This is a genomic window from Nonomuraea sp. NPDC050790 (assembly GCF_044456745.1).
Taxonomy (GTDB): domain Bacteria; phylum Actinomycetota; class Actinomycetes; order Streptosporangiales; family Streptosporangiaceae; genus Nonomuraea.
This window is the reverse complement of the sequence record NZ_JBITGF010000006.1, coordinates 1-16948: the sequence shown is the minus strand read 5'-3', so window position 1 is coordinate 16948 and position 16948 is coordinate 1. Positions and strand designations below refer to the sequence as shown.

17 protein-coding genes are annotated in these 16948 nt (G+C 71.6%); 9 read left to right on the top strand and 8 right to left on the bottom strand.

Features of this window, described 5'->3' with window-relative positions:
• Positions 1-64: 64 nt before the first annotated feature.
• Positions 65-685 (bottom strand): HAD family hydrolase, encoded by a 621-nt coding sequence (locus ACIBEJ_RS29535; RefSeq protein WP_397186123.1) that lies wholly within the window; start codon positions 683-685, stop codon positions 65-67.
• An 87-nt stretch (positions 686-772) separates the two neighbouring features.
• Here ACIBEJ_RS29535 and ACIBEJ_RS29530 point away from each other — a divergent pair, with 87 nt between their 5' ends.
• Together ACIBEJ_RS29530 and ACIBEJ_RS29525 are read left to right on the top strand one after the other, a co-directional pair.
• Positions 773-1174, top strand: a complete 402-nt coding sequence (locus ACIBEJ_RS29530) for a hypothetical protein (protein ID WP_397186122.1) — start codon at positions 773-775, stop codon at positions 1172-1174.
• Between the two features lie 44 nt (positions 1175-1218).
• Positions 1219-1851: a TetR/AcrR family transcriptional regulator gene (locus tag ACIBEJ_RS29525; RefSeq protein ID WP_397186121.1), complete on the top strand. Its 633-nt coding sequence runs from the start codon at positions 1219-1221 to the stop codon at positions 1849-1851.
• Here ACIBEJ_RS29525 and ACIBEJ_RS29520 read toward each other — a convergent pair.
• Positions 1827-2594, bottom strand: a complete 768-nt coding sequence (locus tag ACIBEJ_RS29520; RefSeq protein WP_397186120.1) for a hypothetical protein — start codon at positions 2592-2594, stop codon at positions 1827-1829. The genes ACIBEJ_RS29525 and ACIBEJ_RS29520 overlap by 25 nt on opposite strands.
• A gap of 80 nt (positions 2595-2674) precedes the next feature.
• On the opposite strand from ACIBEJ_RS29520, the gene ACIBEJ_RS29515 reads away from it, so the two are divergent.
• Together ACIBEJ_RS29515 and ACIBEJ_RS29510 are read left to right on the top strand one after the other, a co-directional pair.
• Positions 2675-5005, top strand: coding sequence for a helicase-associated domain-containing protein (locus ACIBEJ_RS29515; protein ID WP_397186119.1), 2331 nt, complete (start codon positions 2675-2677; stop codon positions 5003-5005).
• A gap of 43 nt (positions 5006-5048) precedes the next feature.
• On the top strand, positions 5049-6512 hold the full coding sequence (locus tag ACIBEJ_RS29510; RefSeq protein WP_397186118.1) for an AMP-binding protein: 1464 nt from the start codon (positions 5049-5051) through the stop codon (positions 6510-6512).
• On the opposite strand, the gene ACIBEJ_RS29505 is transcribed toward ACIBEJ_RS29510, so the two are convergent.
• Together ACIBEJ_RS29505 and ACIBEJ_RS29500 are read right to left on the bottom strand one after the other, a co-directional pair.
• Positions 6509-7393 carry a hypothetical protein gene (locus tag ACIBEJ_RS29505; RefSeq protein ID WP_397186117.1) on the bottom strand — a complete coding sequence of 295 codons (885 nt, stop codon included), beginning with the start codon at positions 7391-7393 and terminating at the stop codon, positions 6509-6511. The two genes, ACIBEJ_RS29510 and ACIBEJ_RS29505, sit on opposite strands and share 4 nt — an antisense overlap.
• 3 nt (positions 7394-7396) lie before the next feature.
• Complete coding sequence (locus tag ACIBEJ_RS29500) at positions 7397-7897, bottom strand: SigE family RNA polymerase sigma factor (RefSeq protein WP_397186116.1); 501 nt, start codon at positions 7895-7897, stop codon at positions 7397-7399.
• An 81-nt stretch (positions 7898-7978) separates the two neighbouring features.
• On the opposite strand from ACIBEJ_RS29500, the gene ACIBEJ_RS29495 reads away from it, so the two are divergent.
• Together ACIBEJ_RS29495 and ACIBEJ_RS29490 are read left to right on the top strand one after the other, a co-directional pair.
• A complete protein-coding gene (locus ACIBEJ_RS29495) occupies positions 7979-8326 on the top strand; it encodes a hypothetical protein (protein WP_397186115.1) in 348 nt (115 codons plus the stop codon).
• Positions 8327-8394: 68 nt separating this feature from the next.
• Complete coding sequence (locus tag ACIBEJ_RS29490) at positions 8395-10038, top strand: DNA repair helicase XPB (RefSeq protein ID WP_397186114.1); 1644 nt, start codon at positions 8395-8397, stop codon at positions 10036-10038.
• Positions 10039-10218: 180 nt separating this feature from the next.
• On the opposite strand, the gene ACIBEJ_RS29485 is transcribed toward ACIBEJ_RS29490, so the two are convergent.
• Positions 10219-10551 (bottom strand): hypothetical protein, encoded by a 333-nt coding sequence (locus ACIBEJ_RS29485; RefSeq protein WP_397186113.1) that lies wholly within the window; start codon positions 10549-10551, stop codon positions 10219-10221.
• A gap of 102 nt (positions 10552-10653) precedes the next feature.
• On the opposite strand from ACIBEJ_RS29485, the gene ACIBEJ_RS29480 reads away from it, so the two are divergent.
• A complete protein-coding gene (locus ACIBEJ_RS29480; protein ID WP_397186112.1) occupies positions 10654-12669 on the top strand; it encodes a HelD family protein in 2016 nt (671 codons plus the stop codon).
• A gap of 14 nt (positions 12670-12683) precedes the next feature.
• On the opposite strand, the gene ACIBEJ_RS29475 is transcribed toward ACIBEJ_RS29480, so the two are convergent.
• Entirely contained in the window at positions 12684-14060 is a 1377-nt protein-coding gene (locus ACIBEJ_RS29475) for a flavin monoamine oxidase family protein (RefSeq protein WP_397186111.1), read from the bottom strand.
• Between the two features lie 23 nt (positions 14061-14083).
• On the opposite strand from ACIBEJ_RS29475, the gene ACIBEJ_RS29470 reads away from it, so the two are divergent.
• Positions 14084-14683, top strand: coding sequence for a TetR family transcriptional regulator (locus tag ACIBEJ_RS29470; RefSeq protein ID WP_397186110.1), 600 nt, complete (start codon positions 14084-14086; stop codon positions 14681-14683).
• Positions 14684-14686: 3 nt separating this feature from the next.
• Positions 14687-15112, top strand: coding sequence for a GNAT family N-acetyltransferase (locus tag ACIBEJ_RS29465; protein WP_397186109.1), 426 nt, complete (start codon positions 14687-14689; stop codon positions 15110-15112).
• 3 nt (positions 15113-15115) lie between these two features.
• On the opposite strand, the gene ACIBEJ_RS29460 is transcribed toward ACIBEJ_RS29465, so the two are convergent.
• Entirely contained in the window at positions 15116-15445 is a 330-nt protein-coding gene (locus ACIBEJ_RS29460) for a hypothetical protein (protein WP_397186108.1), read from the bottom strand.
• A 369-nt stretch (positions 15446-15814) separates the two neighbouring features.
• Positions 15815-16948 (bottom strand): chaperonin GroEL (gene groEL, locus ACIBEJ_RS29455; RefSeq protein WP_397186107.1); only part of this gene is annotated, 1134 nt, incomplete at its 5' end.

Sequence of the window (16948 nt, the reverse complement as noted above, 5' to 3'; positions counted from 1 at the left end):
AAAAAAGGATGGATGTAGGTTATGCCCCGCAGAGGCCGGTAGCGACCGGGTATTTGGCCCCGAATTACACCTGTCGCCAATCGCCAAACCATGTGGCGAATTCCGTCAGGTCGCCCAGCGCGACGTCCGCCCCGTGATCACGCAGCTCGCCCACGGTGTAGGGGCCGGTCGCGACCGTCACGCTGAAGGCGCCGCCCGCTCTGGCGGCCTCGATGTCGGCCACGTGGTCCCCGACGTACGCGGCGGCGCCGAACGAGGTCAGCGCCGTCCCCTTGGCCGCCCCGAACACCGATCCGACCACCTCGTCGACCTTCAGCCCGAGCCAGCTCACGGTCCGCCGGGCGTCGTGGACGTTCTTCCCGGTGACCACGATGACGCGGCCGCCCGCGGTCCTGACGGCGTCCACGGCCTCGTGCGCGCCCGCCATGGCGGTGGTGGCGGGTACGGCGAGGTCGGGATAGATGCTGCGGAACAGCGTCACCGCCGCGGGAACCCGCTCGGCGGGGACCCAGTTGGCCATCTCCAGCTCCAGCGGCGGCCCGAGCCTGGCGATGATGGCCTGGCTGTCGATCACGATGTCAAGCCGCCTGGCCAGCTCGTCATAGACGGCGGCAATGCCCGATCGGGTATCGGCAAGTGTCATATCCAGGTCGAAGCCCACATCGAGGCCAACAGAAGTGGTCACGCCAGCAGCATGCCAAAGGAAGCGTAACGAGGGTAATTGTGGGACCGTGGAGTGGGCAGAAAGGAATTACTTATCGAGGGAGTGGCCATGCCGGAGACCCCCAAGCCGCCGGAGCCGGGTGACAAGCTGGTGGCGGCCCCGCTGGAGCAGACCCGCCCCCACCGCCCCGCCAGACCTCCGGCAGGCAGAAGACCCGGTGTGTGGCAGCGGGCGGTGACGTTCGCCGTGTGGGTGATCAGGGTCGCCGCGCGCCTCGCCGCGCTCGTGGTCGTCCTTTACGCCGTCTTCACCGTCTTCCGCGCCAACCCGGCCAACACGTGGTACCAACTGGTCGAGTCGCTCGCCTCCTGGCTGTCCCTCGGCCTGTCCAACCTCTTCACGATGGCGGACGCCCGCTGGGAAACCCTGGTCAACTACGGTCTGGCCGCCGTGGTGTGGCTCGTCCTCGGCTCGGTGGCCGCGGGCCTTGTCCGCCGCTTGGCTCCATGACGGCTACGCTCCTTGCGCAGGTAAGCGGAGGTAACGGGTAAGACATGACAAGATCGCCGAGCACCAGCACGCGTGAGCGGATCATCGACGAGTCCCTTCGGCTATTCGCCGAGCGGGGCTACTCCGCCACGTCCGTGGCCGAGATCGAGGCCGCCTCCGGGCTCTCCCCGGGCGCCGGCGGCCTCTACCGCCACTTCAAGTCGAAGTACGAGGTGCTGGCCGCGGCGATCAACGAGCACGCCAACCGCACCAAGGCCCAGGTGGCGGAGAGCCTGGCGGAGCTCGGCGGCATGGAGGCGGCCGACCTGGAGCTGCGGCTGTCGCACGTGTGCCGCGCCGGCCTGGCCAAGGTACGCGAGGAGAGCGAGCTGACCCGGGTCTTCTTCCGCGACCTGAGCCAGTTCCCCGAGCTGGTCGCGGTGGTCAGGGAGGGCCTGCTGCAGCCCATGTTCGACGCGATCACCACCTGGTTCACCAGCCAGCCCGAGTATGCCGACGCCAAGGTCGACTGGCCGGCGATCGCCGCGGTGCTCGGCGGCGCGGTGGTCCACTACCGCCTCTTCCAGGAGACGGTGGGCGAGACGCCGGGGCACGCGGAGAAGGAGCAGTTCGTGGCCGCCTGGGTACGCCTGGCCGTGGGCCTCCTGCCCAGTCAGCTCACGTTGAACAGCCGGTAGGCCAGCAGGATCACGCCGAGCCCCGTCCCGATCATGAACATGATCCCGCTGACGTTGAAGAACTCGGTGAAGAACCGGTCGAACCCGGCCGAGGCCCCCACCCGCAGGCCGCCGACGAGCACGCCGCCGACCGTGTAGCCGAGGATGGGCGCGCTGGTCCCGAGCAGCCGGTCGCGCCACGTCCAGCTCTCGCTGATCAGCACGATCACCGTGCCGATCGCCCAGACGACGACCGGGACCGCGAAGATGGCCACCGGCGGCAGGTTGAACGGCACCAGCAGCGCCGCCACCAGCAGCAGGAGCATGGCGATGGTCTCGCGCGGGTTCTCCTTGACGATGGTCCCGGCGTCGCGGCCCTCGGTGCTCATGGGGTTGGCGCTGGACATCGCCGCCCTGCGCAGCCCGGCCAGCGGCATGCCCCGCCCCGGCCGCCTGGCCAGCCGGTCCTGCGCGAGCCTGATGCTTCTGGCGGCGCCGGGAGGCAGTCCCGGGTCGTCGCGGATCTGCGGGAACCGGGCGGTGCTCTCCGGCTCCTCCTGCTCCTTGCGGGCCTCGGCCAGTCTGCGGGCCTCACGGTCCACGAGCGCCCGCGGGTCGCCGAAGCGGGCCAGCACCTTCGCCACCTCGCGGGCGCTCTGGCTGCCGTGGCGCTCCTGCTCGATCCTGGCGCGCAGCCGCCGGGAGAAGTCGAGCCGCTGATCCGCTCTGAGCACGCCGTGAGCGGCATCCGCCGCTTTGCTCACGTAGTTGAGAATCAGCTGATCTGCCCGCTCTGTCACGGGAGTCATGCTGCCTCAATCACGTGCGACATACCATGGCATCGATGGAGTTCACGGAGTGGATCAGGGGGCGCACCGACGAACAGCTCAGGGCGCTCGTCTCCGCGCGTCCCGAGCTGATCACCCCGGTGCCCGCCCATCTAGAGGGTCTCGCCTCCCGGGCGGGCAGTCCTTCGGCGATCGGCAGGGTTCTCGACCGGCTCGACCGGTTCACGCTGGCGGTCGTCGAGACGCTGGCCGTACAGGAGAAGGCGATCTCGAAGGCGCGCCTGCGCGCCGTGGTCGGGCGCGCGCTGGCGGAGGGCAAGCCGGAGCCCGAGCTGACGGCGGCGCTCGAACGGCTGCGCGAGCTCGCCCTCGTCTACGGCCCCGACAGCGCGCTCGACCTGGCTCCCGGCGTGCGCAAGGTGCTCGACGACCCGGCGGGCCTCGGGCCTCCCGCGGCCGAGGCGTTCCGTCACCATCCGCCCGAGCAACTGGCGGACATGGCCGACGAGATCGCGCCCGGCACCGCGGGCAGCGGCAAGGAGCGCCTGGCCGCCGCCCTCGCCGAGCCGGGCAAGCTCATCGAGGACGTCTCCGAGGAGGCGCGGGCGGCGCTGGAGCAGCTCGCCTGGGGCCCGCCCACCGGGCGGCTGCCCAACGCCAGGCGGGAGGTACGCCTGGAGTCGGCCCGCTCGCCCATCGAGCAGTTGCTGGCCCGCGCCCTGCTGGCGGCCACCGGCGAGGAGAGTGTGACGCTGCCGCGTGAGGTCGGCCTGTACCTGCGCGACGGCCGCGTACACCGTGACCTTCGGGCGAGCGCGCCCGCGCTGGAGGGATCGCGGCGCGACCAGAAGCTGGCCGACAGGACCGCCGCCGGGCAGGCGTTCGCGTTCGTGCGGTCGGTGGAGGAGCTGTGCGAGCGGTGGAGCATCGAGCCGCCCGGCGTGCTGCGCACCGGCGGCCTGGGCGTGCGCGACCTCAAACGCGCCGCCACCGACCTCGACCTGCCCGAATGGGCGGCGGCGCTGGTCGTCGAGGTGGCGCACGCGGCCGGTCTGGTCGCCGCGGGCGGCGCGGTGGACGGCGAGTGGCTGCCCACCACCGGCTACGACCTGTGGCGGGTGAAGCCGACCGCCGACCGCTGGGTGACGCTGGCGGTGACCTGGCTGCAGATGGACCGGGTTCCCGGGCTCGTGGGCGAGCGCGACGAGCGTGACCGGCCGCTCAACGCGCTGCACACCGACCTGCGCCGCTCGGCCGCCCCCGGGGTCCGGTCGGCGACGCTGGGCGTCCTGGCCGCCGCCTCGGGGCTGGCGCCGACGCGCGAGTCCGTCGCGGAACGGCTGGCCTGGGAGCAGCCGAGGCGCAGGGGCCCGCTGCGCGAGCAGCTCATGGAGTTCGCGCTACGCGAGGCCGAGCAGGTCGGCGTCACCGGGCTCGGCGTGCTGTCCGGGCACGCCAGGGCGCTGCTCGACGGCCGGGACGCCGCCGCCGTGCTGGAGCCGCTGCTGCCCGAACCCGTCGACCACGTGCTGCTGCAGGCCGACCTGACCGCCGTCGCCCCCGGGCCGCTGACCAGCGAGCTCAACCGCTGGATGACGCTGACCGCCGACATCGAGTCCAAGGGCGGCGCCACCGTCTACCGCTTCAGCGAGCCCTCCATCCGCCGCGCGCTCGACGCGGGCCACGGCGCCGAGGAACTGCTGGCCATGCTGGCCCGCCACTCGGCCACGCCGGTGCCGCAGGCTCTGTCCTATCTGGTCGCCGACGTCGCCAGGCGCCACGGCCGCATCCGGGTCGGCACCGCGGGCGCGTACATCCGGTGCGACGACCCGGCCTTGCTCGACCAGATCACCGCCGACCGGCGGGCCGCGCAGCTCAGGCTGCGCAGGCTGGCGCCCACCGTGATCGCCTCCCGCTCGTCGCGGGCGGCGCTGGTCGACTCGCTGCGCGCCATGGGGTACGCGCCGGTGGCCGAGTCGCTGGACGGCGACGTGATCATCAGCCAGCTCGACAGCCGCCGCACCGAGGGCATCGCCCCGGTCCGCTCGGTGTCCTCGGCCGCCGGGCTCGACTCCGGCGTGGCGGCGGCGGCCGTACGCGCGCTGCGGGCCGGAGACGCCGCGCACCTGGCCCGCCGCGACCCCGTGGAGGCGCCCGACGGCCAGGTGCCGCGCGGACCCGCCACCGCCACGATCGCCGCGCTCCAGGACGCCATCCGCCAGGGCGTGCGCGTGTGGATCGGCTACCTGGACTCCCAGGGCAACGCCACCTCCCGCATCCTCGAACCGGCCAGGATGGAGGGCGGCTACCTGACCGCCTACGACGAGACCCGCGCCGCCGTCCATCGCTTCGCCCTCCATCGCATCACCGGAGTCGCCGGCCTGTGAAGAAGGCTTGACGTCCGGGCGTCAACCGATTCAGGTTGATCCTGTGACCGAGCAAACGCTGGGCAGGTTGGCGGAGGAGTCGTGGGCGCGCTTCGGCGACTACGACGCGGTGTTCTACGACGGTGCGTGGCACCGGCGGCACACGCTCGCCGAGCGGGCCAGGCGGGTCTGCGGCGGGTTCGTGGCCGCGGGGGTACGGCCCGGCGACCGCGTGGCCGTGATGATGGCGACCAGCCCCGACGTGGCCATCGTCTACCAGGCCCTGTGGGCGGCCGGGGCGGTGGTGACGCCGGTGGTGTTCCTGGTGGGCGCGGAGGAGCTGCGCCACATCCTGGCCGACAGCGGCGCCGTGGCGGTCGTGACCTCGCCCGAGCTCGTGGAGACGGTACGGCAGGCCATACCCAAGGATGTGCGGATATTTCTGGACACGGGCGAGCTTGAGCAGGCCCCCGAGCACGGCCCCGTCACCGTGGACCCCGAGGATCTCGCGGCGCTCATGTACACCGGCGGCACCACCGGGCGGGCCAAGGGCGTCAAGCTCAGCCACCGCGGCCTGTGGCAGGTCGCCAAGGACGCCTTCGCCATGTCCCACCAGGAGGGGCTCAACCGGGCGATCGTGCCCGTCCCCCTCTCCCACGCCTACGGCCTGATCATCACCGTGGCCGAGATGCACGCCGACGAACCCCAGCAGGCCGTGCTCATGCGCTGGTTCGAGCCCAAGCCCTTCCTATCGCTGGCGGCCGAGCAGCGCGTGCGGTTCGGCACCGTCGTGCCCTCGATGATCCAGATGCTGCTCGCCGAACCCCTGGAGGAGCACCCGCTGCCCGACCTGGCCTTCCTCACCTGCGGCGCGGCCCCGCTCGGCCGCGAGACGCTGCTGGAGTTCGAGCGGCGGATGCCGGGCACGCAGATCCTGGAGGGCTACGGCATGACCGAGACCAGCGCGGTCACCACCTTCAACCCGCCGGGCCGGCGCCGGATCGGCAGCGTGGGCCTGCCGCTGCCCGGCTACACGATCACCGTCCGGGACAACGACGGCGAGGCCGTGGAGCCCGGCGACGTCGGGGAGATCTGCATCCGCGGCCGCTCCCTGATGCTCGGCTACTGGGGCGGCCTCAGCTCCCCGATCGTGGACGGCGAGCTGCGTACCGGGGACATCGGCTGCGTCGACGACGACGGCTACCTCTACGTCGTGGACCGCAAGAAGGACCTCATCATCCGCGGCGGCTTCAACGTCTTCCCGCGCGACGTAGAGGACACCCTCAACCAGCACCCCGACGTGGTGATGTCCGGCGTGGTCGGCCGGCCCGACCCGCGCCACGGCGAGGAGGTCGTGGCGTTCGTCCAGCTCCGGGCCGGGGCCGAACTCGCCGAGGAGGAGCTCATCGCGTGGGCGCGCGACCGGGTCGGCCGGGTGAAGTACCCGCGTGAGGTGCGCTTCGTCGACTCGATCCCGGTCACCAGCGTGCTCAAGATCGACAGGAAGGAGCTGCGGACCAGGCTCTAGTCGTCGGCGTCCCGCGCGCCCATGGGCAGGTGCTCCAGGCCCTTCCGCTCACCGAGCGCCTTTCCGTCGGCGCCGTAGGCCGTGACGTCCACCTTCGGCAGGGTGCGCCCCTTCCCGCGTGGCGCCCTGGCGATGTAGAAGCCATTGGCCAGGCTCGCGTCCGCCCGCCCGCCCGCCCAGACGACCTCGACCCTGCGCACCCGCGGGTCGGCCCGCCCCGCCACCACCATGAACGCCGGATCGCCGTCCTTGCCCGGGCTCACCTGCGACTGCGTCTGCGTGTCGTACACGTCCACCGACAACGGCCCGTCCAAGGCCAGACCGCTCTGCTCCTCGCGTCCCCAGTAGGTGAAGATCGGCCGCTCGGGGTAGCTGACGTCGAGCACGCCCGGCGTGCACAGCACCAGCCCCTTCCTGCTGCCCATCAACCGGGTCACGCCCTGCTCGTCGCGCGACTCCGCCAGCAGCCTGAACTCCTCGGCCACCCCGTGGCGCGGGATGCGCAGCCCGCCGTCCATGGGGTGCACGGGCCCGCCGCGCGGCATGCAGTCGCGCACCTGGCGGTACTGCTCGGGCGTGTTGGCCGGCAGCCCCTCGATCGGCGGCGCCGTGGCCAGGGGCGGCGTCGGCGCCACGGTCAGGCCGCTGAAGGCCGGATCGGCCCACACCGTCCGGTCCGCCCGGCCGGGGAGGTTCGTCACCGCCACCGCGCCGAAGGCCACCGCCGCCGCCGTCCCCGCCACCCCCAAGACCCATCCGGTACGGCGCCGCCGTCGCGCCGACCGCACCACCAGGGCCGCCATCGTCTCCCCGTCCACCGGCTCGGCCCGCCCCGCCAGCCGGCGCAGCCCCTCGCCGATCGTGCGCTCGTCCACCGCCATCGTTCACGCCTCCTGGTTGACACGGTCGCCGACGAGCGCCCGCAGGCGCCTGACGGCCTGGTGGGCCTGGCTGCGCACGGTGCCGACCGAGCAGCCCATGATCCGTGCGACCTCCGACTCGGGCAGGTCCTCGAAGTAGCGCAGCACCAGGACCATGCGCTTGCGCGGCGGCAGTTGCCGTAGGGCGCGCTCCAGCGCGAGCCGTTCGTCCACCTCGGCGGTGGCGTCGCCGCTCGCGCGTTCCGGCGGGCTCTCGACCACCCGCTCGCGCCCCCAGCGCGCGCTGCGCCACAGGCCCGCCTGCTCGCGGTACATCACCCGGCGGACGTACGCCTCGGGGTCGCCGCGGATGCCCTTCCAGCGTCCGGCCGTCTTGATCAGCGCCGTCTGCAGGAGGTCCTCGGCGGAGTGCTGGTCGCCGGTGAGCACGTAGGCCAGCCGGATCAGGCTGTCGGAGCGTGCTGCGACGAACTCGGTGAAGCCTCGGCGGTCATCCGGATGCACCTGCCCTCCTCATCTCTCCCCCCTCAAGATGCGGCCAAGGCCCCAGATCTATGGCGACATCGTGATAAATCTGGAGGTGTTATGAGCGATTCCCATCAGCCGTACGGCGCTCCGTACGGCGAGCAGCCTCCTCCCGGCTACGGATACGGATATCCGCCGCCGCCCCGCCCGCCACGCAACGACGGCCTGCGCACCAACGCCATCGTCGCCCTCGTCCTCAACCTCATCGCCATCGTCTCCTGCTGCAACTTCCTGGCCATCGCCGGCGCCATCATGGCCGGCATGGGCCTGAGCAAGGTGGACACCGAGCCGGAGAACGCCAAGAGCAAGCTGGTGTGGGCGTGGGTCCTGTTCGGCACCGGATTCCTGGTGACGATCGGCGGATTCCTGTTCCTGGGCTTCGCCGGATACCTGGACGACACCGACTGATTCCCAGTTCGGGGACTGTTCCGCCGCTTCTTTGTGTTGGATAGGCGGTAGCCATCGAAGGGGGACCAGTGAACGACGGCCCGCTCATCGTCCAATCCGACAAAACGCTGCTGCTGGAGGTCGACCACGCCGCCGCGGACGCCTGTCGCAAGGCGATCGCGCCGTTCGCCGAGCTGGAGCGCGCGCCCGAGCACGTCCACACCTACCGCGTCACGCCGCTGGCGCTGTGGAACGCGCGGGCCGCCGGTCACGACGCCGAGCAGGTCATCGACGCGCTCATCAGCCACAGCCGCTACCCGGTCCCCCACGCCCTGCTGGTCGACATCGCCGAGACCATGGCGCGCTACGGCCGGCTCAGGCTGGAGAAGGACCCGGTCAACGGCCTGGTCCTGACCTCGAACGACCGGGCCGTGCTCGAAGAGGTGCTGCGCTCCAAGAAGATCCAGCCGATGCTGGGCGAGCGCCTGGGCGCCGACTCCGTGGTGGTCCACCCGAGCGACCGCGGCAACGTCAAGCAGGCGCTGCTCAAGCTGGGCTGGCCCGCCGAGGACCTCGCGGGCTACGTGGACGGCGAGGCCCACCCGATCTCGCTGCTGGAGGACGGCTGGTCGCTGCGCACCTACCAGAAGGACGCGGCGGAGGCGTTCTGGCACGGCGGCTCCGGGGTGGTCGTGCTGCCCTGCGGCGCGGGCAAGACGATCGTCGGCGCCGCCGCGATGGCCCAGGCCCAGGCGACCACGCTGATCCTGGTCACCAACACGGTCAGCGCCCACCAGTGGAAGACCGAGCTGATCAAGCGGACGTCGCTGACCGAGAACGAGATCGGCGAGTACTCAGGCACCAAGAAGGAGATCCGCCCGGTCACCATCGCCACCTACCAGGTGATGACGACCAAGCGGAAGGGCGTCTACGCCCACCTGGAGCTGTTCGACGCGCGCGACTGGGGCCTGATCGTCTACGACGAGGTCCATCTGCTGCCCGCGCCCATCTTCCGCATGACCGCCGACCTCCAGGCCCGCCGCCGCGTGGGGCTGACCGCGACGCTGGTGCGCGAGGACGGCCGCGAGGGCGACGTGTTCTCCCTGATCGGCCCCAAGCGCTACGACGCGCCCTGGAAGGAGATGGAGAACCAGGGCTGGATCGCGCCCGCCGACTGCGTCGAGGTCCGGGTCACGCTCTCCGACGAGGAACGGCTGGCCTACGCGATGGCCGAGTCCGACGAGAAGTACCGCTTCGCCGCCACCACGCCGTCCAAGACGACCGTCACCGAGGCGCTGGTCAGGAAGCACCTGGGCGAGCAGGTGCTGGTCATCGGCCAGTACATCGACCAGCTCGACGAGCTGGGCGAGCACCTCAACGCGCCGGTCATCAAGGGCGAGACGCGGGTGAAGGAGCGCGAGCGGCTCTACCAGGCCTTCCGCGACAAGGAGATCCAGGTCCTGGTGGTCTCGAAGGTGGCCAACTTCTCCATCGACCTGCCGGAGGCGGCGATCGCCATCCAGGTGTCGGGCACGTTCGGCTCGCGGCAGGAGGAGGCGCAGCGGCTCGGCCGCGTGCTGCGTCCCAAGGCCGACGGGGGCGGCGCCCGCTTCTACACCGTGGTCAGCCGGGACACCGTCGACCAGGAGTTCGCCGCGCACCGGCAGCGGTTCCTGGCCGAGCAGGGCTACGCGTACCAGATCATCGACGCCGACGACGTCCTGGAAGTGTGAAGGCCCGGCCGCCCCGAGCGGCCGGGCCTTGCCAAGAACCTCAGGTCCACGAAACTCCGCGGGCCGTCGACAATCGAACCACCCCCCTCACCTGCGCGCTGTCGCCTACTTCACGCCAGCTGCGACATACCCGATGATCCCCCATTCCCACCTGAAATGCCCGATTTTTTGGCGATTTAGTTAGCCAACGAGCAGGCCACCCAGGAAGAGCACGCCCTCGGCGACCACCCAGGCGGCGACGGCCGAACCCATGTAGAGGTTGAAGGTGCGCTGGTCCCTTCTGGCCGCGGGCAGGATCCAGGCGGCAGCCGTACAGATGGCCGCGAGCATCGCGAACAGTCCGGAAAGGCCCGCGACGGCGTCAAGGCGCTGGCCGCAGTGGGCGGGCTCGCCGTTCGCGCAGAAGGCGGCCGTGCCCCAGCCCGCGAAGACGGACAGCCCCCACAGAGCGGCGAGCAGGAAGCTCGCGATGGTGGGGACGATCGGGGAGACGCCGAACCGCACACGTGCCACGGTCTCTCCCTACCCCGCGTAAATGCTTTGGATGCCTCCCGTTTCCCCGATTAGACTGGCCGATTCGCTACCGGTTACCACTCCGACAGGGGGCCCTTTCGCATGCCCGCACACAAGCTGGCACCGGACATATCCGACGACCCAGAGCACGTACTGTCCGCCGAGCAGTCCCACCTGGCCGAATCCCGCAAGGCCCTGCAGGCGATGCGCGAGCACGCGCAGTCGCTGTCGGCCGACGCGGCCGGAGACTGGGTCTCGCAGCAGATCCTCCAGTCGCTGCTCGACCAGCGCGTCGCGGCCCTGGCCGACCACCCGGACACGCCGCTGTTCTTCGGCCGCCTCGACCGCGCGGGCGGCGACGACCTGCCCGGCACCATCTACGTCGGCCGCCGGCACGTCCACGACGGCGCCAGCCGCGCCCTGGTGATCGACTGGCGCGCCCCGGTCTCGCGCCCGTTCTACCAGGCCAGCCCCGCACAACCCATGGGCGTCGTACGGCGCCGCCGCTTCGGCTACCACGGCGGCGCGCTGACCGCCTACGAGGACGAACCGCTCGACCAGGGCGGCGAGATCGGCCCCTCGAAGATCCTCACCGAGGAGATCGAGCGCCCGCGCACCGGCCCCATGCGCGACATCGTGGCCACCATCCAGCCCGACCAGGACGAGATCGTCCGCGCCGCGCTGACCCAGACCGTGTGCGTGCAGGGGGCACCGGGCACCGGGAAGACCGCCGTCGGCCTGCACCGCGCCGCGTACCTGCTGTTCACCCACCGCGAGCGGCTGGCCCGCTCGGGCGTCATGATCGTCGGGCCGAACCGCGCGTTCCTGTCCTACATCTCCTCCGTCCTGCCCGCGCTCGGCGAGGTCAAGGTCGACCAGACCACCGTCGCCGACCTGCTGGCCGCCGCGGACACCCCCGAGGAGCCGCGGGTCGCAGCGCTCAAGGGCGACGCCAGGATGGCCGCGGTGCTGGAGCGCGCGCTCTGGCTGCACATCAGCAAGCCCGAGGAGGGCCTGGTCTACACGCGCGGCGTCCACCGCTTCCGCGTGGCCGACTACGAGGTGCGCGAGATCGTCGCCTCCCTGCGCGGCACGACCCGCTACGGCCCCGGCCGCGCGGCGCTCGCGCAGCGGCTGGCCCACCAGGTGCTGGTACGCATGGAGCAGCGTGGCGACTCCCCCGACGACCGGGTGCAGGACGCGGTCGCGCGGTCCAAGCCGGTCAAGCAGCTCGTGGACGCCGTCTGGCCCAAGGTGACGCCCGCCCAGGTGTTGTTCCGGCTGCTGTCGGACGCGGAGTTCCTGGCCACGGCATGCGCCAAGTCCGATATCTCGCCTGACGAGCGGGAAATGCTGCTTTGGCGGAAGCCGTACCGTGGATGGAAGTCCGCGAAGTGGTCGGCGGCCGACGCGGCGCTGCTGGACGAGCTCGGCGACCTCATCGAGCGCACGCCCTCGCTCGGCCACCTCGTCGTGGACGAGGCGCAGGACCTGTCGGAGATGCAGCTACGCGCGCTCGGCCGCCGCTGCCGCAACGGGTCCGCGACCGTGCTCGGCGATCTCGCCCAGGGCACCACGCCCTGGTCCACCACCTCGTGGGAGGCCGTGCTCCGCCACCTCGGCCAGGACTCCGGCCAGGTCACCGAGCTGACCCTGGGCTTCCGCGTGCCGCGCGAGGTCCTCGACTACGCCGCGCGCCTGCTGCCGTCCGTCGCCCCCGGCCTGGCCCCGCCGCGCTCGCTGCGCCCCGGTCTCGGCTCCCTGTCGGTACGGCCCGGCGCCGCCCTCACCGAAGCCGTCCGCGACGCCCTGGCCAGGGAGGGCTCGATCGGCGTGATCGTGCCGGACGCGCTCGTGGCACAGGTGTCCGCCTCGCTGGAGGGCCTGGCCCACGCCGTCCTCGACCCCGACGCGGCCGACCAGGGGCACCGGCTGCTCGTCATCCCCGCCACGCTGGCCAAGGGCCTGGAGTACGACCACGTGATCGTGGTCGAGCCCGCCGACATCGTCTCCGCCGAGCCCAGGGGCCTGGCCCGCCTCTACGTCGTGCTCACCCGCGCGGTCACCTCGCTGACCGTCCTGCACGACAAGCCGCTGCCCGCCGCTCTGGCGATCTAGCCCCCTCTGGGGATTCACCCCTCGGTCCCGCCGCCGTTCAGGGCTTTGGCGACCTCTGCCGCGGCCCGGTGGCCCGACTCGACGGCGCCGTCCATGTAGCCCGCCCAGCGCACGGCGGTCTCGGTCCCCGCCCAGTGCAACGGCCCCACGGGCGTGCGCAGGGCGGGGCCGAACCTGGTCAGCGTGCCCGGCGCGGCGAAGGCGCCGTAGCAGCCCCGGCTCCACTCCTCGGCGGCCCAGTCGAGCTCCAGATAGTCGATCGCGTAGCGGGCGATGGGGCCGAAGTAGGCGGTCAGGTCGTCCACGGCCCGGCCGCGGCGCTCGGCCACGCTCAGGCGGGCCATCGCGTCGGCGTGCGCGCCCTCGAAGAAGCCCGTGAGCACGCCGGGGCCGCCGTCGCCCGGGGTGCTGTCCAGGACGGTGCCGAGCGGGCGGACGTCGCTGTTGGCCTCTCCGGTGTAGCCGTCCGCGCGCCAGAACGGCTCGCCGTACACCAGGTGGACCTTGATCACCCGGCCCATCGGCATGCGCTGCGTGAGCTGGTCGCGGTCGCCGGGCAGGCCGGGGCTGTACCTGATCCTGGCGGCCAGCGGCGGCGGCACCGCGACGACCGCCCGCCTGGCCCGGAACTCGGCGGCCGGGGTCCGGAGCACGACCTGGTCCGCCTCCCAGGTGATGTCGGTGACCGGGTGCGCCTGCCGTACCCGGTCACCGAGTTCCGCGGCGACGGCGAGCGCGACGCGCTGCGAGCCGCCCTCGACGCGGTCCTGCTGCGCCCCGCCCCTGACCTCGGTCAGGGAGTCGAAGCCGCCGCCCGCGCCGAAGTAGTACAGCGCCCACAGGGCCGACAGCTCCTCCGGCTCCGCGGAGAAGATCGCCTCGGTGACCAGCCTGACCATCGCCCGCGCGCTCCTGGTGCGGGTGTGGGCGCGCGTCCAGTCCGCGAACGTCCGGCCGTCCAGCTCGTGGGCGTCCGGCGCCGTCCAGGGCGCCTCCAGCGGGATACGGCGGGCCGCCCGATCCAGCGCCAGCCGCAACCGCCCGAGGTCGGCAAGGGCCAGTGTCCCGATCCGCGGAACGCGGCCCGTGTACTCCAGCCACCGGCCTGCCACCTCGGCCACCCTCCGGCCTTCCTGGAACGTGGGGAACGTCCCCAGCCCAAGCTCCCCCATGAGCGCGAGCATCCGATCCTGACCAGGCCCGACCCACTGCCCGCCCAGCTCGATCGGCGCGCCACCCGGCAGTTCGCCGTTGAACGTACGCCCGCCGACCCGCTCACGCGCCTCCAGCACCACCACGTCGTGCCCGGCGGCCACCAGATCCCGCGCGGCCACCAGCCCCGCCAGGCCCGCGCCGACGACAGCCACATCCACGCTGTATCTGACATTCATGTTGTATGTGATATCCATGATGCATGACAGCCGTCAAGACCCGGCGCGAGCTCTACGCGGAGACCACCCGCCAGGCGCTCATCGAAGCCGCCCGCCCCCTCTTCGCCGACCGCGGCTACACCGCCGTCTCCGCCGAGGAGCTGGTACGCCAGGCGGGCCTGACCCGAGGCGCCCTGTACCACCACTTCGACGGCAAACAGGGCCTGTTCGAGGCCGTCTTCGAGGAGCTGCAGGACGCCGCCGCCCAGGCCGTCACCACCGCGATGACCGCCGTGGCCGACGACCCCGCCGCCCGCGCGCGAGCCGGTCTGGCCGCGTACCTGGACGCCTGTGCGCGGCCGGAGTTCCGCGAGATCGTCCTCAAGCAGGCCCCGATCGCCCTGGGCCACGAACGCTGGCAGGAGCTCGACGTCCGCCACTTCGGCGGCCTGCTCCGCGACACGCTCACCTCGCTCATGGACGAGGGCCACCTGACCCGCCGCCCGGTGGACATGCTGAGCCGCGCCCTGTTCGGCGCCATCACCGAACTGGCCCTGGCCATAGCCCAATCCGACGACCCCGCCACGGCCCGCGCGGAGGCCGACGACATCGCGGCCACGCTGCTGTCCGGACTGAGCGCCTGAACCATGCCCGATTCCAGGACAGAAATCAGAAACAGCACCCTCTCCGACGTCCAGGCGGTCCTGGACTTCTGGCTGGAGGCCGCGGAAGGCACCGACCGCCACGACTCCGCCGCCAAGGTCGAAGCCCTGATCACCCGCGACCCCGAAGCCTTGCTCCTGGCCGAACAGGACGGAAAGCTGGTCGGCACCCTCATCGCCGGTTGGGACGGCTGGCGCGCCCACCTGTACCGCCTGGCCGTGCACCCGTCGTACCGCCGCAGGGGCATCGGCAGCATGCTGCTCGCCGCCGCCGAGACCCGCTTCGCCACCTTCGGCGCCTTCCGCGCCGACGCCATGGTCCTGCACGACAACATCCTCGCCCACCACACCTGGACCGCCTCCGGATACACCCACCAGGCTGAGTGGGGGCGCTGGGTCAAGCACCTTTGACGCCTATTTCCAGGTGTAGCTGAAGTACCTGCCCAGTTGCCTGAGGGCCTCGCCGGTGAGGCCGGGGTGGCGGACCCGCATCTCGGCCACCGCTTCGGCGGTGCCTGACCGGAGGGTGTGGTCCGTCCAGTTCACCGGGATGTCGAGCATCTCGTCGGCCAGGGCGTCCAGGGTGGGAAGCAGCTTGGCCGCCTGCTCCGGGCCCAGCGCCTTCGCCAGGGCGGCCGGGTCCTTGCGCGGCCAGGAGGCGCCGGCGCTCAGGTAGACGACCAGTGCCTGGCTGATCGGCTCGTTCACCCCGCCAGGATCCCAGGCCACGAGCGTTCTGCCCACGGGTGGTCCCTGGGTCTCGCATCCCGGAGTCACGGGTTACGGAAGTCCGCGGTTCTTGGGTCCCGGCCCTCTGGCCTCTGGCCTCTGGCCTCTGGCCGTGAGAGCCCATGGTCGAGATCCGACCCCGGACCCAGTCCCGCCCCAAGATCCCGGACCGGGTCGCGACCTGAGTCCCCGGACCGGGCCGCGATCCGAGACCCGAGGCTGCCCGCCGCCCCGGGGGCGCGAGCTCGAAAGGGAAAGCGCGCGGAGGACCTTCAGGGGTCGAGCTTCAGCTCGACCGGAGAAACGCGCGGAGCGCCTTGCCCCTCGTACGCGAAAAGGGCGCCCCCGAACTGGGAGACGCCCTCTACGCGTGATGGCTGGACTCTAGAAGTCCATGTCGCCACCGGGCATGCCACCAGCCGGGGCAGCCGGGGTCTTCTCCGGCTTCTCGGCGATGACGGCCTCGGTGGTGAGGAAGAGTGCCGCGATGGAGGCGGCGTTCTGCAGGGCCGAGCGGGTGACCTTGGCGGGGTCGAGGATGCCCGACTCGAACATGTTGACGTACTCGCCGGTGGCCGCGTTGAGGCCCTCGCCGGGGGTGAGGTTGCGCACGCGCTCGACCACGACGCCGCCTTCGAGGCCGGCGTTGACCGCGATCTGCTTGAGCGGCTCCTCCAGCGCCTTCTTGACGATGGCCGCGCCGGTGGCCTCGTCGCCCGACAGCTCGAGCTTGTCGAAGGCCTTGGTGCCGGCCTGCAGCAGGGCCACGCCGCCGCCGGGCACGATGCCCTCCTCGACGGCCGCCTTGGCGTTGCGCACGGCGTCCTCGATGCGGTGCTTGCGCTCCTTCAGCTCGACCTCGGTCGCCGCGCCGGCCTTGATGACGGCCACGCCGCCGGCCAGCTTGGCCAGCCGCTCCTGCAGCTTCTCCCGGTCGTAGTCGGAGTCGGTCCGCTCGATCTCCGCACGGATCTCGTTGACCCGGCCGGCGATCTGGTCGGCGTCACCGGCGCCGTCCACGATCGTGGTCTCGTCCTTGGTCACCACGACCTTACGGGCCCGGCCCAGCAGGTCCAGGGTGGCCGACTCCAGCTTCAGGCCCACCTCCTCGGCGATGACCTGGCCACCGGTCAGAGTGGCGATGTCACCGAGCATGGCCTTGCGCCGGTCACCGAAGCCCGGAGCCTTGACGGCGACGGACTTGAACAGGCCGCGGATCTTGTTGACGACGAGCGTGGCCAGGGCCTCGCCCTCGATGTCCTCGGCGATGATCAGCAGCGGCTTGCCGGCCTGCACGACCTTGTCGAGCAGCGGCAGCAGGTCCTTGTTGGCGGAGACCTTGCTGTTGACGATGAGGATGTACGGGTCCTCGAGGACGGCCTCCATGCGGTCGGGGTCCGTCACGAAGTACATCGACGTCATGCCCTTGTCGAAGCGCATGCCCTCGGTGAGCTCGAGCTCCAGGCCGAAGGTGTTGCTCTCCTCGACCGTGATGACGCCTTCCTTGCCGACCTTGTC

Bases quoted from the DNA above. Each gene is read 5' to 3' on its own strand.
- ACIBEJ_RS29480 (WP_397186112.1), top strand. From the start codon at position 10,654: ATGCCCGCACACAAGCTGGCACCGGACATATCCGACGACCCAGAGCAC.
- ACIBEJ_RS29475 (WP_397186111.1), bottom strand. From the start codon at position 14,060: ATGAATGTCAGATACAGCGTGGATGTGGCTGTCGTCGGCGCGGGCCTG.
- ACIBEJ_RS29470 (WP_397186110.1), top strand. From the start codon at position 14,084: ATGACAGCCGTCAAGACCCGGCGCGAGCTCTACGCGGAGACCACCCGC.
- ACIBEJ_RS29530 (WP_397186122.1), top strand. From the start codon at position 773: ATGCCGGAGACCCCCAAGCCGCCGGAGCCGGGTGACAAGCTGGTGGCG.
- ACIBEJ_RS29505 (WP_397186117.1), bottom strand. From the start codon at position 7,393: ATGGCGGTGGACGAGCGCACGATCGGCGAGGGGCTGCGCCGGCTGGCG.
- ACIBEJ_RS29525 (WP_397186121.1), top strand. From the start codon at position 1,219: ATGACAAGATCGCCGAGCACCAGCACGCGTGAGCGGATCATCGACGAG.
- ACIBEJ_RS29495 (WP_397186115.1), top strand. From the start codon at position 7,979: ATGAGCGATTCCCATCAGCCGTACGGCGCTCCGTACGGCGAGCAGCCT.
- ACIBEJ_RS29515 (WP_397186119.1), top strand. From the start codon at position 2,675: ATGGAGTTCACGGAGTGGATCAGGGGGCGCACCGACGAACAGCTCAGG.
- ACIBEJ_RS29465 (WP_397186109.1), top strand. From the start codon at position 14,687: ATGCCCGATTCCAGGACAGAAATCAGAAACAGCACCCTCTCCGACGTC.